The 17,537-nt window shown below is 33.9% G+C and carries 6 protein-coding genes; all 6 read right to left on the reverse strand.

The genetic code is table 11. The features are described 5' to 3' along the window. Nucleotides 1–4,223, reverse strand: a 4,223-nt coding sequence (locus RWQ73_RS06105) for a YSIRK-type signal peptide-containing protein (RefSeq protein WP_314407333.1), incomplete at its 3' end; no start/stop codon positions are given. 391 nt (nucleotides 4,224–4,614) lie between these two features. Then, nucleotides 4,615–7,776 carry an SIALI-17 repeat-containing surface protein gene (locus tag RWQ73_RS06110; RefSeq protein WP_314407335.1) on the reverse strand — a complete coding sequence of 1,054 codons (3,162 nt, stop codon included), beginning with the start codon at nucleotides 7,774–7,776 and terminating at the stop codon, nucleotides 4,615–4,617. A 584-nt stretch (nucleotides 7,777–8,360) separates the two neighbouring features. Then, nucleotides 8,361–12,275 carry a hypothetical protein gene (locus RWQ73_RS06115; RefSeq protein ID WP_314407337.1) on the reverse strand — a complete coding sequence of 1,305 codons (3,915 nt, stop codon included), beginning with the start codon at nucleotides 12,273–12,275 and terminating at the stop codon, nucleotides 8,361–8,363. A gap of 571 nt (nucleotides 12,276–12,846) precedes the next feature. Then, nucleotides 12,847–14,094: a glycosyltransferase gene (locus RWQ73_RS06120; protein WP_314407339.1), complete on the reverse strand. Its 1,248-nt coding sequence runs from the start codon at nucleotides 14,092–14,094 to the stop codon at nucleotides 12,847–12,849. 3 nt (nucleotides 14,095–14,097) lie between these two features. After that, entirely contained in the window at nucleotides 14,098–15,681 is a 1,584-nt protein-coding gene (locus RWQ73_RS06125) for a glycosyltransferase family 52 (RefSeq protein ID WP_314407341.1), read from the reverse strand. Between the two features lie 405 nt (nucleotides 15,682–16,086). Continuing rightward, a partial coding sequence (locus tag RWQ73_RS06130; protein WP_314407343.1) for a fructose-specific PTS transporter subunit EIIC occupies nucleotides 16,087–17,537 on the reverse strand: 1,451 nt, incomplete at its 5' end.

Raw genomic sequence — 17,537 nt, forward strand, 5'->3', positions numbered from 1 at the left:
TTAGCTGCAACTGTTAAGTCTGACTTCGCTTTATCTTTGGCTTTGTCTAGGTCTGTTTGGTGCACTGCATCGATTGCTTTCTTACCTGCTTCTGTCGCTTTCTCTACTTCGTCAGTTATTTGTGCTTTATCGATATTTGCTTCTTGTTCTTCCTTAACTTTGTCAACTTCTGTTTTCTTATCAGCTTTTTCTTTATCCGTTAAGTTTTTGTCTGCGTCAATTTCTGCTTTTTCTTTGTTAGCTGCAACTGTTAAGTCTGACTTCGCTTTATCTTTGGCTTTGTCTAGGTCTGATTGGTCAGCAGACATACCTGGACTAGTAGGACCTTCAGTATTTGAATCTGCATTTCCTCCTTGACCGTTTGGTTTATCTTGAGAGCCTGAACCTCCTTGACCGTTTTGGTTACCTTGAGAGCCTGAACCTCCTTGACCGTTTTGGTTACCTTGAGAGCCCGAACCTCCTTGACCATTTTGGTTACCTTGAGAGCCTGAACCTCCTTGACCATTTTGGTTACCTTGAGAGCCTGAACCTCCTTGACCGTTTTGGTTACCTTGAGAGCCCGAACCTCCTTGCCCTCCTTGACCATTTTGGTTATCTTTAGAGCCTGAACCTCCTTGCCCTCCTTGACCATCTTGGTTACCTTGAGAGCCTGAACTATCTGTAGAATCCTCTTTTTTAACTACAAGCACTTCTACTGTTTTTGCTACACCATCACGTGTTACTGTTACTGGTACTACTTTCTTCCCATCTTTTTCTTTAATAGGTCCATATGCTACTGTATCTGTAGGTTTAAGAGCTTCATTGTTCGCTGTTACTTTTTCTTTTACTTTCGCTTGGTCTTCTGCTGTTAAGCTTTCACCTGCTACTGGTGTTTTTGAAATTTCAGCTGGTTTTGTTGCATCTTTTACAGCTAACGTGAATTCTTCTGCTTTCTTAGTTACTTCTACTTCTACTGTTTTCGCCACACCATCACGTGTTACTGTTACTGGTACTACTTTCTTCCCATCTTTTTCTTTAATAGGTCCATATGCTACTGTATCTGTAGGTTTAAGAGCTTCATTGTTCGCTGTTACTTTTTCTTTTACTTTCGCTTGGTCTTCTGCTGTTAAGCTTTCACCTGCTACTGGTGTTTTTGAAATTTCAGCTGGTTTTGTTACGTCTTTTACAGCTAATGTGAACTCTTTAACTTCTACATCTACAATATGGTACACCTTATCACGACCTACTGTTACTGGCACATAGAATTTTCCATCTTTCGATGTGATATTTCCATAGAACACTTCATCTGTGTCAAGAACGTTACCTTCAGTTTTACTTTGAGTAACTCTTACTTTTGATTTCACTAAGTTTTTATCAGCATCACTTGTTAAAGTCGTCACTTCTTGAGGATTAACACTTATTTCAGCTACTCCAGTTGTTTTTAAAGTGAAGTTCGCTACTTTTCCATCTAGTGCATAACGAGCGTTTTGTAAATCACGTACCGCTTGATTAATTTCATCTTGTGTAGCTTGTTCTTTATTTAGAACATCTTTTGCGTTTTTAAATGCTCTATCATATGCCGCGCGTTTTTCATCACTTGTAGCTAACTTATATGGATTTCCTTTTTTAATAGCATCATTATCATTTAAAGCTACCTCTGCTTTCAAAGCATCTTTGTTAGTTTTAAGAACCACAGGGTCTATTCCTAATTTTTTAATAGCATCTTCTAAATCTTTATATAATTTTTGAACAAGGTCTACTCCAGCATTATCTGTAGCATTTTCTTTATCAGCTATTTTTTCTGCTGCCTTTTTCGCTTCATCAAATACTTGTTTCTTAGTAGAATCTGACTTTTTATATTTATCTGTTACTTCATTTCCTTTTGCATATTCCACAAGATCTTGAAGTCTTCCCATACGCGCATCTAAATTATGAGCCTTAGTTGATATGTCACTTATTGTTGGAATATCATCTGTTGCATTAATACTTTCTATAAAGTCTGCCTTTTGTGCTTTATTTAAGTGCGGTAAGTTTTCAATTTCTTTTTTAACAGCTTCTCTTTTGGCTTTTGAGTCAGCATATTGTTTCGCATCTTCTACAATTTTATCAATTTGCCCTTTTGTATTAGCTCCGTCAATTAAATCTTTGAAGTGTTTTTTCTCTGCTTCTGTTAAACCTGGAATTGCATCAACTTTTCTCTTGGCTTCGTCTCTTACCGTATCAGCCTCAGCTTTATTTTTCTCTACTTGTTTTTTCGCCGCTTCATCTTCTGCTCTTCTTACTATAGCAGCAATCTCATCTTTTGTTGTTGCAGCGCCTATTTGATTTTTATACTCATCTGGGTTTGCTAAATTATCTTTAATTTGATCAATACGTTTTTTCGCTTTGTCTTTTTCTTTTTCTAAGTCTTTTGCTATCGCATTATTTTTAGCTGTAGTGACTACATCAGTTGTTGCCGCGTTGTCAATTTCTCTCTTAGCTGCATCTTTTTCTTCATTAGTTAAGTTCGGTAAAGCAGCTACAACTTTTTTAGCTTCTTCCTTAGCTTCTTTTAATGCTTTATTCTCAGCATCTTTTTTAAGCGCTTCATTGACGATTTCATTAATTTTATCTTCTGAGCTGTTAGCTGGAAGTTGATCTATTTTTTTCTTGTACTCATCTTTTTCTGCGTCAGTTAGGTTTTGTAGTCCGTTTATTAAATCTTTTCCTTTTTGTTTTGCATTGTTATCAGCTTTAGGGATTTGTACGAATAGTACATCCTTAGGTATTAACTCATTGAATCCAGTACCTGTCCCAAAATACCACTTTCCTCCTATGCGTAGATTATCCCCGTTTTCCCATTTCGCATAGGTATCGTTTTTAGGACCTTTTATTCGATAGTTTGTGTCAGCTATAATCTTAGATCTCCCGACTCCCAACGGATATTTACTCTTATCATACTCTAGCTCAACCCCACTCAGTTTAGCTAATTTTTCATCTGCTCTTTTTCTATCAACATCAGTTATATTATTGTAATCATCTACTGGTGTTTGTTCTATCTTATATTTATATTCATCCACTATATACGGTTCAACCCCTAATAAAAACTTCTTATACACTAAATCTTTCCCTGGGATTGTGTCTGTAGTATTATCTGTATAAGTGAATGTCGCCGTTCCATCATTAGCTATAGATATACCATTTTCTAATCCACCTTTAAGTCTCTTCTCTAATAATGGATTTTTCTCTTTAAGGGCTTCTTTAAGAGTTGTTTTTTCTTCAGGTGTCAAGCTAGTAACATCTTTCACACCTTGTCTTGCTGGTAATTTATTTGGTTCATATTTTTGATTTTCAGGAGTATCATCCACATCTGGTAGAGCTATTGTCTCAATTTTAATATGATCGATACCTCCAGCATTTATGTGAACCCCAGCACCTAATTCAATGTACTGTGTATTAACCGGATCTTTCACCTCATATGTTACCTGAATCTCTGCCCCAGCCGCAGCTGTGTTTTCCCAATCCGAATAGATAGAACGCGTGTTATTTCTTAATCGCTCGTAAGCTTCTTTATCACTTCCATCATCCCATCCATATCCAGCACGCGTATTTAAATACCAATTAAGACTTCCATTATGTTCCCAAATCGGTCCCTCTTGTGTATGATCATTATAACGACTCCAATTATCCGGACTACCATTATTCATAGCTTTTGCATCAGCTTCACTTTGATAACGTGAGGCTACTCCACGTGAGTTACTATTTCTCCATGCTGCCCAATTGTTGTATTGTTTGCTACCTCTTGCATTTGTTAATACTATACTCGTAGGCTCACTAAATCCTTTAGGTACAGTGAACCAATAATCCGGACGGTGCCCTAACCAGCTTACCTCACCTTTACGAACAATATTATTATTAGTTCCCGTTGGAGTAATACTTCCATCAGTATTTCGCATAAAATTTTTATTAAAATAATATGTTACAGTTACTATCGGTCTGTTTTTAGTATATCCAGAAGTATCAACTTTGATTACAATCTCATCATTAACACTTACACTCGAATTAGTATTTGTTTTTAACGGATTATCATCCCAGTTAGCATAAATTACAGACGTACCTCCATTATCTCCCACTACTGTAGTAGACATAGCTTGTACTTCTTTACTAGATAAACTAGTCATGGCTATAGTCGCCCCTATCAAACAAGACGCTGCTCCAAAACTAAATTTTCTTATAGAAAACTTTTCTTTTCTGTCTCTTTTCATTGATAAACCTCTTTTCTTTATTTTTATATTTTAAACAACAACTTAATATAATATTTTTTTCCTATTTATTATAACACATTTTTATTTACATAAAAAGCAATATTCTACTACACAAACAAAATGTAAGCGTTTTTTTTTTTTTTTTCTAAAAACGCGTAGATTTCCTGTATGTTATATGAATATATTTTTTTATAACATATAATTTCAAACAATATTTTATACATAATTTCGTATATTTTTTAAAACTATAACCACAATTCATTAAAAAATATCCTTTTTACTGAATAATTTCTTTATCCAGTAAAAAGGATATATACTATCATCAAATATAATTACGCAACATCTGACATATCAACTTTTATTATATTGTTATTTTAAGGAACATATTACTTCACTTTTTTCTTCTCTTAATTCCAAGGATTATACCCAAAACCAACATTATTCCCCCTACCGACAAAGCATTCGTAGAATTTTCTCCTGTATTAGGAAGGCGACTTTCTTTCACTATAGTCTTCTCTTGTAGTTTCTCAACCGCTTTTTCTAATTTTTCGACAGTAGGTATATCTTGAAGCTGTCGTTGCGGTAGTACTACGAAATAATCTTTTATAGGCAATCGAGATTGTTGCTCATCTGTTAATACCGGCGGCAGAATCAAAGCCTCTTGCCCTTTATATTCGGGTACTATTAATATTGGTGGAGCTACCATCGTTGACCATTTATACTCTGGTACTTCATATATAGGCGGTTCTATCGAAGCAGCTCCCCCTTCGTACTCCGGCACTTCATGTATAGGCGGTTCTACCGAAGAAACTCCTCCTTTATACTCCGTTTCTTCTTTTATTGGAGAATCTTTTGGCACTTCCCATTGATCTTTTTTCTCAACTTCAAGTTCATATCGATAAACAATAGTAGTTAGTCCTTCTGCTACTTTTCCTGTTTCTGCTGCTACATTATGGAATTTTTCTGATGGTGCGTAGATTCCTTGATAGTTATATTTCTTACCATCTTTAGTAATTGTATCAACTTTCTTCTCAGCAGTGTTGTACTGTACTTCATGATTTTCTACTTCATCACGAGTAGAAACAACTACATCACCCGACTTAGTAGTATATGTTTTTGTTGTTTTAACAACTGCATCCGTTACTACTTTCTCAGCATCTTTAATTTCATTCCCATCAGCATCCACATATTTAACAATTACCGAGCCTTTCACTTCTCGCTTTGCAGGTTTTGGATCTTCTTTAGTTACTAAGCGATATTCATAAAAAACTTGTGTATTACTATCTACAACTTTACCACTAGATGGCGCTGAATATTTTTTTAACCCAATATATTCATAGGTTAAGCCTGTTTTTTCATCCTTTAATGTTTCGTATCTTTCTGAAGTTGCATCGTAAAATCTTTCATTAAATTTTTCATCTCTACGTTCATTAACTTTTATATCTCCCGAATACTGATTATAAACAATTAAATTATAAAGTTCCCCAAGATTTCTAATTACTTCTGGCTTTATTTCTCTATCTTCAGTTGTGAGATACTTAATTCTTAAGACTCCTAATTGCTTCATTCTATATGCTTCTGATTCTCGCGTAATATGCATTCTATAATAATGATTCACAACCGGTCCACCATCTTCCATTACTTTATATGCACGAACAGGTGTGATAAGTTCTTTTGTTACATAGTCTGTTTCTACTTTTGTTAATTCCTCTCTTTTATTAAGATCTCTTTCTACTATTGATGAGTATGAATAAACAACATTAATTTTATTTAAGTCATCAGATATTGTTACATTACCCGAACTAGCAAAAGCCGGGGTTCCTTCCCAGACTGATTCAGGATTTACTTTTTCCCAATCGCTGTAGTGTTCTGGAACAGCATCTTTATGATAAGAAATGATTGTTCGATGAGAAAATCTAGGGTAATTATGACGATATCCATCCAGTTCTTTGTGATGAGCTTCGTAATATAATATTTCTTTAGTAATTTTTTTAACATTTTTTAGATTATCGTACTGTTCTACGTCTTCTTCACGAGTATTTAACGTAAACATAATTTCATCAAGTAAATTTTCTGCAGATTCAATTTGTTTTTTTAAGGCTGTTAATTTTTCTCTATCAGGAGAATAAAAAACCAGTCCTGATGCATACATATCATTCGGTTTAGCAGCAGCCATACTAATATTTTCATTTTTAATCATTTGAATGGTATCAGCAATGTTTTGTTCTAATTTAGTTCTTCTTTTTTGAATTAATTGTCTTTCTGCATCCGTTTTCGCATAGTAATCAAAGTATTCCAATACCCCAAAAATTTCAGATTGAATATATCGCATTATTTCATTTAAAGAAGACTTACTAAAAACTATATCTGGAGTATCTTTTACCTCTGGTAAGCTATTTTCTAGTTTTGGTCCATAATAATAGTGAAGATATCGTTCTCCGTTGAAAGTAATTTCACCATCATCGCTTGTTCCAAAGTTATGATCTGGACCTGCTGTTACATAATTCCCACTTACAATTTCATTATCCAACGCATAGGTAGGATAAGCATTAACTTCTTTAATTTCTTCAGATGATACAACTCTATTATACTCCGGTGTTGCACGAACAATTTCTCTTCTATATTTATTCGTAATAACCGTTCTTTTCCCACTTCCGTGAGCATAAGTATCTCTATCTAATACAAGGATAGTGTCTCCTTTTTGAAGAGTCACATTTTCTTTCGTGAAATCTTTAGCAGTTGCTTGTCCATTTTCCCAAGCTTCTACCGCTTCTGCATCACTGTTGATATTTGTTGCTTCTACGAATTTACCGTATTGTCCATTTGAAGTTTCTTCTACTAGATAGACTTTTCCTGTAATTTTCCCGTAATTAATTTCTCCAAGATTATTATGCATTCCTTCTGGAGAAACTGGAGCTTCAATATCATTGAAATGAGTCTTTTCATAGGTAGCTTTATCTGAATCAACTACTTCTGAACGAACCAATTCGTATTCTTTGTTATTAGCTTGTATTTTTTCTTCTTTTCCTGTGTTTTCATCAACAGCCCCTGTTTTTTCTACAGTTGATTCACGATAATCTTTTCCATCTGTATCGTTAGCAATCCCTTTTCTATCATAAGGTGTTTTTATTGTGCCACTTTCACCTTCTACAGTTTTAGAATCTTGTAATTTTGAGCTGTCATCTTCTAATAGATAATTCACTGTCACCTTAGAGTTAAACCTTACTGAATCTGTTCCATCTACATTTCCTATATTTTCATTTGCTTTAGTTGGCAAAGAAACAACTTTTCCTATAACAGCATCCACGGTCACTTTCTTCGTAGAATTTTGGTCATCTGTAAAAGTTGTTTTAGCAGAAGATGGAACTCTTTCTAAGTCCATTACAATGGTTGTTTCACTTCTATCACCTGAACTTACATTCGCAGATGCAGTCCCACCTCCAGCCAACATAGCGAATCCTAATATCGCCACAGCTCCAATCAACTTAGAGTCAGTTCGCCCATTTTTATATTTTCTTAGTGAAAACTTCTCTTTTTTATTGTCTTTAAACATTCTTCATTACCTCTATCACACTATCATTTTCTAACAATGTTCACCCTATATTAAGCCCTTATTTTTTTCGTATAAAAGGTACTCTTAAAACTACTTATTTTTACATAGTTATAAATTATCCTTATCATTCTATCATATAATAATCTATCCTTCAAATAATCTATTATTTTTTCAGATTTTTTCGATAATTAATTTACATAAACTTATTTTTATTTATATCAAATTCAAGAATACCCTCAGAGATATTTTCCCGAGGATATTCTTGATATTCTAATTTTCATTTTTTAAGTAATTAAATAACACTATGAATTTACCACATATTCTTTATATATACTTAAAATTTTTTATAGTTTTTTATTAAATAAGACTGATTCAAAAAACATATTTTTTGAGATATCAATTTTGCCAGGGCGCACCTTTTAAACTTAACTATAAATAAACTCCTTATTAATGATTTTCTTTTCACGGTTTCCATAATTAATTTTATCTATACAAATAAACATCCTCAGATTGGTAATATCCCCCAAAATTTGGACAAATTTTGGGGGATATTACCATTTTTCTCTAAGAATATTTTTTACTATTTAATTCAAATTATTTTCTCTTTGACGCCTTTTTACAACTAATAATATTCCCGCTATTAAAGTTGCAGATCCTATATTTGTTGCATCTGTTGTTTTTCCACCTGTATCAGCTAGGCGTTTAATTTGTATCTGACTTACTTGCTCAATCGGTTCAACTACCCTTTTAGATTCTTTTGGTACTGGTTTTAGTTCGGATTCTATCTCTATCTTAGATTCTGGTTGCGAAATTGGCGTTGGTTCTTCTGAAATCCTCAACTCTGGGACTTCCACTACAGGTGGAGCTAATGGTACCGCTCCATCTTCGTATTCTGGAACTTCTACCGTTGGAGCTGCAGGTAAATTCAATCGATATTCATAAACAATTGTTGTTATTCCTTCTGTTATCAATCCTTTTTCAACTATCGAATTATTCCATTTGTCTGAAACTGGAACAATCTTTTCGAATTTGAACGTTAGACCATCTACTTCAATTGTTTGCGGTGGTGTGACAGCATACTCCTCTCCCGATGCTTTATAAGTAATCTCCTCTTTTCCATCCAAAACTGTAGTTGTCGCTTTTTCTACTATCACATTATCTTTAACTACTTTATCATCAGCAATAAAATTTCCGTTTATATCTACGAATTTAACTATAACCGTCCCTTTTTTATCTTTCGCCTCTGCTGCTTTTGGCTTTGTATCTTCTTTTTTATCTAACACATAACTGTAAACAACATGTTTTTCTCCTACAGTTATATCGCCTTCTGCCAGAGCTGAATCTGATGTTACTCCTACATATTTGTAAACTAAACCTGTGACTTCATCTTTTAACGTTGGGTATTGTTTATCAATAGTATTATATTTTTCAGCAACTGTACGCTTTTCTTTACGCTCTGATACTTTCACTCCTTTTGAGTAAGTTACATAAGTATCTTCATACTCTACTGGCACTTTATCTTTGATAATTTCAGATTTTAATGTTTTTAATGTTCCATCTTCATTGATAACAACATGTTTCACATCAACAGAACCTGTTTTTGTTACTTCTGATTTTGACGGAGTTTTTTCTTCTTCACTTACTAGACGGTATTCATAGACAACCTCTGTTGTCCCTTCTGCAACTTTACCGCTGGCTGCTGCAGAACCTTGTTTTAGACCCACATACTCGTATGTAAATCCTGTATCAGCATCTACTAATGTTGGATATTGCTTTGCAGTTGTGTCGTAGTTTTGTTCTACTTCTTTAACCTCGTTACGCTCATCTACTTTTCCTAAAAATGTATATAGTCTATAGTAGTCTCCTTTGTCCTCATATGGAAATCTTTCTACTAAAGTCGTTGTTTCTAACGTAACTTTATCTTTATCAACCTCTGATTTTAATTGTTTCCCATCGGTTGTCACATACTTAATAACAACACTACCTTGTTTAGTAACTGTTGGATCCCATCTACGTACTTCTTTAGTCAAGTAGAAATAGTGATTTACCTGTGGTTTTGAATCACTCATTACTCTATAAGCACGAATTGGTGTGATGATTTCTTTTTTCGTGTATATTGTTTCATCTACTGTTTCAACTCGAGTTCTAATTATTTTGTTTGTAGTGATTTTACGTCTAAAAAATTCTGGAATTTCTCCTTTTTCTTCCGTATATTCCGGAGTATCTTTTACTTCTTCATGTTCCACTTTTATTTTGCCATCCGGCAAAGTCGTCACTGTTCCCTTTGTTAAAAATTTATCCAAGTCTTTTTCTTCAGTTTTTGTGTTTTTTTCATCTATTTTAACTTCAGTTATGTCATCATAATTCTTAAAAGTTCTAATCTCTTCTCTTCCTCTAGAGGCAATACTCACAAGTCCTTCTGTCTTACCATTATCATAAAAATCATAATAGAAATTTTCTATAATACTATCAAATTCTCTAAGTTCACTTTCGCTCATTGTTCCAGTTTTCTGTTTCTTATATAATTCTTCAATAAGTTTAAACTTAGCTTCTGTTTCTTCTACTTCACTCTTATTAATTACAGGGGTAAAAGTGTACCCTGTCGTAATATTCTTAAATTCATTATACACTTTAGAATCTGGATTATAGCTTTCTGAATCATCCATCCCGGCATGGGGTCCTTTGCCTTCAACACTGAATTCTCCTACCGCCTGCGGTATTTTTAATAATCCTTTTAAAAATAGCGTAAATTTGTATACACTTTCGTAACGTTCTTTTCTATTATTAGTTGAGTAATCATATTTAACCATATTAAAAACAAGTTTCCCGTTACGGTTGTCCTTACTTTCTATTATCCCAACATCTATATTTTCTTTTATTATTTCTTCAGAAAATTTTTCTAAATAATCATCTAATTTTTTTCTTGCTGAAGCTACTTTAGCTTTATCTTCTACTGTTTTCTTCTTATCTTCCTCGGAATCTAATACCTTAGCTTTTTCTTCAATACTATTTTCTAAAAAATCAAACGCATGATAAACTCTTCCGGCATACCCCTTCAGCGCTTCAAGCATATTTGTTGGCTTAGGACCAGGAACCTTACGAAGACCAAATACCCAATTAGATACATCAGAGCTACCAGCACTGGTAAAATCAGAGCTACCAGGAGGAATAGGAGAATCAGGACTATCCTCTGGAAGAGCAAAAGCAGTTAAAACTGAAGTCCCATAATACACTTGGGAATCGTATACCCCTACATAATGACTAGAGCCCCTTGCTCCCACAATTAAATAATTTCTATATGCATCATTTCTTCCTTCCTTATAGACGGAATTATATACTATATCATCAGACGTCCAAAACTTCCCATCAGCTCCTGGTTTTCGATAGCTCACAAAATTTTTCGCATCCTCCTCTCTATAATATTCATTACTTTCTACGTAAACCTTTCTTCGATACCATGGAGTATTCCTATCTTTGAGAGTATCATCCCAATAAAACGGAGTTATTGTTTCTATAAAATATGTCTCCTGACCTTTTTTAGTTGTCGTTGTTTGCTTAGATGATTCAACCGTTGCATACGTATCCCTATCCATCACAAGAATCGTATCATACGGCTGAAGGGTAACATTTTCTTTTGTAAAGTCTTTAGCGTTTGCTTGCCCTTCTTTCCATTTCGTTACAGCGTCTTCATCATTAGTAACACCATTTTCTGCTAATACGAATTTCCCATAATGACCATCTGAAAGTTCTTCTACTAAAAATACTCTTCTTCCTTCTAATTTTGAGTAATCAATCTCTCCTAGATTATTATGTAAACCTTCTGGAGAAACCGGAACTTCAATATCATTGAATTTTGTCTTATCATAAATAGCAAGATTTCCATCTAACACTTTTGAATATTGATACGCATAGATTTTTCCATCGACTTCTAATTTACCTGTTTCTATACCTTTTTCTATATCTTCTTTACCTAAATCTTCTGAAACTGTTATATTATCCACAGTCGATTCACGATAATCTTTCCCGTCTGTATCAGCTGCAAAACCTTTTTTATCGTAAGGTGTTATTACTTTCCCTGATCCTAAATTTACTGTTTTTGTTTTAAAAGGCTCCCAAACATTAATTAATTTATAATTAACCTCAACCTCTTTCTTAAAACGAATCTCATCGTTGCCATCTGGCTTGCTTTCTGGCGCCCCATTATAATTCGCTTTTGTTGGTTCAGCAACCCCCTTCCCCAACACCGCATCAACCGTAACATTTTTCGATGCATCTTTAGTGTCTGTAAAAGTAGTTGCCGAAGTTGAAGGAACTTTTGACGTATCCGTCACTACTGTAGCTGAATCAGCCCCATTTGAACTTACATCAGCCAACGCCGTCCCACCACTAGCTAACAGTCCTAAACCAACAATCATCACAGCACCGATTAATTTCGAATCAGTTCGTCCATTTTTATATTTTCTTAACGAAAACTTCTCTTTCCTATTATTTTTAAACATATTTTTCGCTCTCTTTCCTATCCTTTTCTGCTATTTTTTAATGATAAAAATACCCAAAAATTTATTTTCCCACGTCTATTTATCGTTTCAGTGACACAAAAAACTTCTCCATAAAATTTATCTAAATATAAAACTCTCAAATACCCTAATGCGCACTTGAATTTTTGATTATTTTCTAGTATTAAACACACCGCAAATTTTTTTGTAAATAAACCATTAAAAAACATTAAAAATTTATATCAAAATCCTATTCTATATCAAATATAGCTAACTTTTAAAGTTTAGCATATCCTATGGTTTTTATCAAGAAATCTTGTGTTTTTTTAATATATATTTTTTATCCTTTATCTCTAACTAAGCTACAACAAAAAATTATCAATTAAATGAATAATCGATATATTTTCTCATTAAAGAATATTCGTTAAATATACCCTATGATATTTCTATTTCAAAAAAACCTTATTATGCGTTTCTACAGAGAATTCACACCTATAATCAGACTTCTCCTACAAAAAAACTTCACAATAAGGAATTTTAATAACATGTATATTCATTTGTTTTATAGATATTTTTACTTTACTTTCAAAACTTCTATATAAGCGTCTGCCGTCTTTTGTTTTGTATATTCATTTGCAAATGTCGAAGAAGAATATTTACCTTCTTTTTTATATTCGCTAAGTAGCTCGACTAGTTCTTCAAACGAATTGAACGTTTTTGTGTTGTCGCATATACTCGCATAATATTTATGAGCTAAATCAACGTTTGAAAGTAGACAGACTAACCCCTTTGATGATGCCTCTACCGCCGCATTAGCGAAACATTCACTAAGCGAACAAGAAATATACCCTTCATGATTTTCATACGGAACTTTTGGCACAAAACCTGCGAACTTAACATTTTTAGGCAAATCTTCTTCTTTGTATCCTTTTGGTAAATTACCATAAACAGTTAATGTGCTATCTGGCATTTGTCTAAATGCTTCTATCGCTAGTTCACATTTTTTTATTATCGTCATATTACCAACTATGCACCAATTCTTTACACTTGTATATACTTTTTCTATAACTTCATCTACATACACCGGTGGTAAAAATCTAATCTTATCACTCCCAAGACGGCTTTCTAAAACCGGACTCGCTACAATATTACTGCACCATCCCTGTAATACAAACTTCATAAATGGAGCTAGTATATTATAATGCGTATACGCAAACAATTCTCTTTTAGTGTTTTGGAAAAATTTTCTAAGCTGCAGTGGATATTCGTTAACCATGTCTATAATAAACCTATCATCCATCGTTGAATTTTCTGCTAAATATTCACTCACGAGTTGCCACTGCGATAATATTTCGCCAGTCTTTCTTACATGGTATTTATGATAATTTTCAGAAACATCACCCTCGAGCACTACCCCCTCTTTTCCATAAAGAATAAATTCATTTGTTTTTGAGATATACCTATATAATAGTTGTGAAGTATAACATTCTACATTTCCATTTTTATAATGAACAAGACCAATAAAACCTTCTTTAGTATATTCCACTTTCGTTACGTCTTCTAATGTCTCAGTAAAATTTTTATCTACACTAGGTTTATCTCTTGCTATATCCGATTTTTCAAAGATAACGTGATAAAAATTTTCAAATCCTAAATCCTCAAGAGTTTCCACAAAGTTAGGAACAAAAACAGATAAATTAGTAATAATCATCTGTTGATCAACACCTATTCGTTTAAAAATGTCCTGACGAGCCAGTTGACTTCTTTCAAATCCGTAAATATTAAACGGCACACCCTCTTTTATCGTAAATACTTTAGTCATCTCTTACCTCATCACATCTTCCAACCTTAAACCACGACTTCTCGCAAGTCTGCTTCTAAAAATTATCTTCTTTTTATAAAAATCTGACAACCTATAGTGAGCTGTTACTGTATTTAACACCAGAGCGTTATCTTTCGTCACTATACGAGCCCACAAATGCCAATCTTCAAATCCATCAAATTCCGAATCATACCTTCCCGCTTCTTCATAAGCTTCCTTTTTAAAAATAACAGTAGAATGATTGAAAATATTCCTATAGGCTAAAGTTAGCCATAATCGCTCTCCTGAAAGAATATTAAAATTATTCCTTCTTATACCACCTAGAATTTTATTTTCATCTTCGATAACTTTCGAACCAATAATATCCAAATTCGGATTTGAGTCCAACTCATTAAGAAGAAAATCCAAATGCCACGGCATCCATTCATCATCAGAGTCTTGTCTTGCGATATATTTGGCAGTCGCTAGAGCAATCCCTGCATTGAGAGCCTTTGAAATCCCTCCATGTTCAACCTTATGATATACCACTCTAGTATCTTCTAAATATTTTTTGCATATATTTTCAGTCTCATCAGTCGAACCGTCATCAACAATAATCAACTTATAATTAGTATGAGTTTGATTCAACACTGACTTTATAGCATCCTCAACAGTTTCCTCACTATTATAAACCGGCATAACAATATCCACCGTAGTATCTGATGAAGATAAGTCTATATATTCTATTCCCAGATTACTATATATTTGCGCTTCATTCGTTGTCAAAAATGTTCTAAAACCTTTCACTCTAACACCTGGAATATCTTTTATTAAGACAAATGAAGTTGAGTAAAAACCATACACTTCGACAAATTCATATTCAGCTAGCAATCTATAAATTTCTTCTTCAAAGCAAAAATCAGTAGTTACAGTAGTAGCATTTTCTATTTTTAGTGGAACTCGCGGATGGGGATAATATAAAACATCTCCTAAGCTAATTATAGCTTTATTAATCAATTTTTCTGTGAGTTTAATGTCTTTGTCATCCATTGGAGAACCTAAGAGTTGCCCTAAAAATACTTTAATTGTTTTTCCATTATCAGCATGAGCAAATCCATCTGGCTGCATATTAAAATTCATTTTTATAAGTTTTGAATCTGGAAAAATTGTATTTCTATCGAATACTGTATAATGTCCTTGAGATAACTCTATAACATTTTCTAAGGGCATACCGTTGTGTGATACTACTCTACTTGGATTTACAGTATACATATTCGGAGTTATCAGCGAAGTACTACCATCATCAAAGGTAAATAGTTGCATAGGAGCAGAACTGAATATACCTAAAGCAATCGGATTATCTAAACTAGCAAGATAGAACTTTTCTAGTTTAACATTCTCCAATTTTTTTCTAAGTTCACGCCCCCAGCTCTCATTTTCTATAAATAGAGTATCTTCGCAAAATTCAGACATTTTTTCAGCATATATTCGTTGTCTATCATCATAAGACATTCTTTGATAAATTCCTATAAATTTTTCTCCAGTTGTTCTCGCTATTTCTTTCGCTATTAAAACTTGAAATGGCGAGGTACAGAAAATTATATTCATAAACACACTCCTCTCTTTTAATTTACCTTTCTACTGCATAATAATCATAAATAATTTTATCACGCAAAAATAAGGTAGTCAAACTAATATTAATTATGTTAACTATTCATCGCCAGAATTAATCCTTTATTCACCGAGGAGCGACTCAAAAATCATGATTTCTTAAGAAACAAGATTTTGTCGAGTTACCCCCACACAGTTTATTAGATATCTAAAAAACTTTTATAAAGCGGATTTAGATATCAATAAACCACTGCGTCTATAAGTTTTCTTGTAAACTTTTTTAAAATCTAGTACTTTTGAGTCACTCCCCAGCAAATAAATAAGCCGCCAGAGATTCAAGAATTAGATCTTGAATCTCCGACGACTTTATATTTTCTTATAATATTGTGTCTTACTAAAAAATTATTTTACTATCTTTTTACCAAAGCTTAATGATGCGATTAATAGTAATGCACCGATTACTGCACCGATTACTAAAGCTAGTAGATACATAAGCGGGTTACTTACTGCACTAGCAAGAACAGCGAATATTCCTCCGTGCGGAGCTTTCGATACAATTCCAAAAGTCATACTTAAAGCTCCAGCAATACCACTTGAGATAAATAATGGCGGAATAACACGCGCTGGGTTACTTGCTGCGAACGGAATAGCTCCTTCTGTGATGAACGCTAACCCCATTACGTAGTTTACTAATGCTCCACTACGTTGAGCTTTTGGCCAGATGTTTTTATTTATTGTTGCTGATACAGCGATTGCTAATGGAGGTACCATACCACCGATCATAACCGCAGCCATTACATCACTTCCTGCTGAACCTGCAGATGTTAATAATGCTGTACCTGTTACATAAGCAGCTTTGTTAATTGGACCACCCATGTCGATAGCCATCATCGCAGCTACTACGAAACCAAGGATAAATTTACCGCTTCCATTAAGACTTTCGATAAAGTGTTTTAATCCTTCCATAACACTTGCCATTGGTGCATTAATTAAGAAGATCATTAGTAATCCCATAATTAGTGACCCTAAGATAGGGAATAGGAAGATTGGTTTAATTCCATCTAATGAACGAGGCATCCAGCTGAATGCAATTTTTAATACGTGGATAATTCCACCTGCTAAGAACCCTGCTACTAACGCCCCTAGGAATCCTGAAGGAGTGTACGCTAATAAATCACTTTTCAGTCCTAAAATACTTGGATCTGCTAAGATACCACCGATCATACCAACGATGAATCCAGGACGGTCAGCGATAGAACGACCGATAAATCCAGCTAAGATTGGTAACATCATACTAAATGAAATTTTACCGAAGTAGAATAATACTTCTGCTACTTTGTTGTAAGATGGGTCTTTCGGATCAAATGAGTTAATACCCCAGATAAATGATAATGCAATAAGAATACCACCAGCCACTACGAATGGTAGCATGTTACTCACACCTTCCATTAGGTGTTTGTAAGCACGACGTCCTAAACTCTCATTTGCTGAAGATTCTTCAGTTGCATCAGATGCTCCACTATGTTTATAAACAGGAGCTTTTCCATCTAAAATTGTTTGAATAAGTTCTTCCGGTTTATTAATCCCGTCAGCTACCTTTGTCATAATTGTCGGGCGTCCATCAAAACGTGCAACTTCTACTTTTTTATCAGCCGCAACGATAATTCCCGCTGCTCTTTCGATATCTTCTTTTGTAAGTTTGTTTTCTACACCAATTTGACCGTTTGTTTCTACTTTAACATCTAGTCCCATAGCTTTTGCTGTTTCTTTAATTTTCTCTGCAGCCATGAACGTGTGTGCAATACCTGTTGGACAAGCTGTTACCGCAATGATATATGGTTTTTCTCCACTTG

It is taken from the genome of uncultured Gemella sp., assembly GCF_963525875.1.
Lineage (GTDB): Bacteria > Bacillota > Bacilli > Staphylococcales > Gemellaceae > Gemella.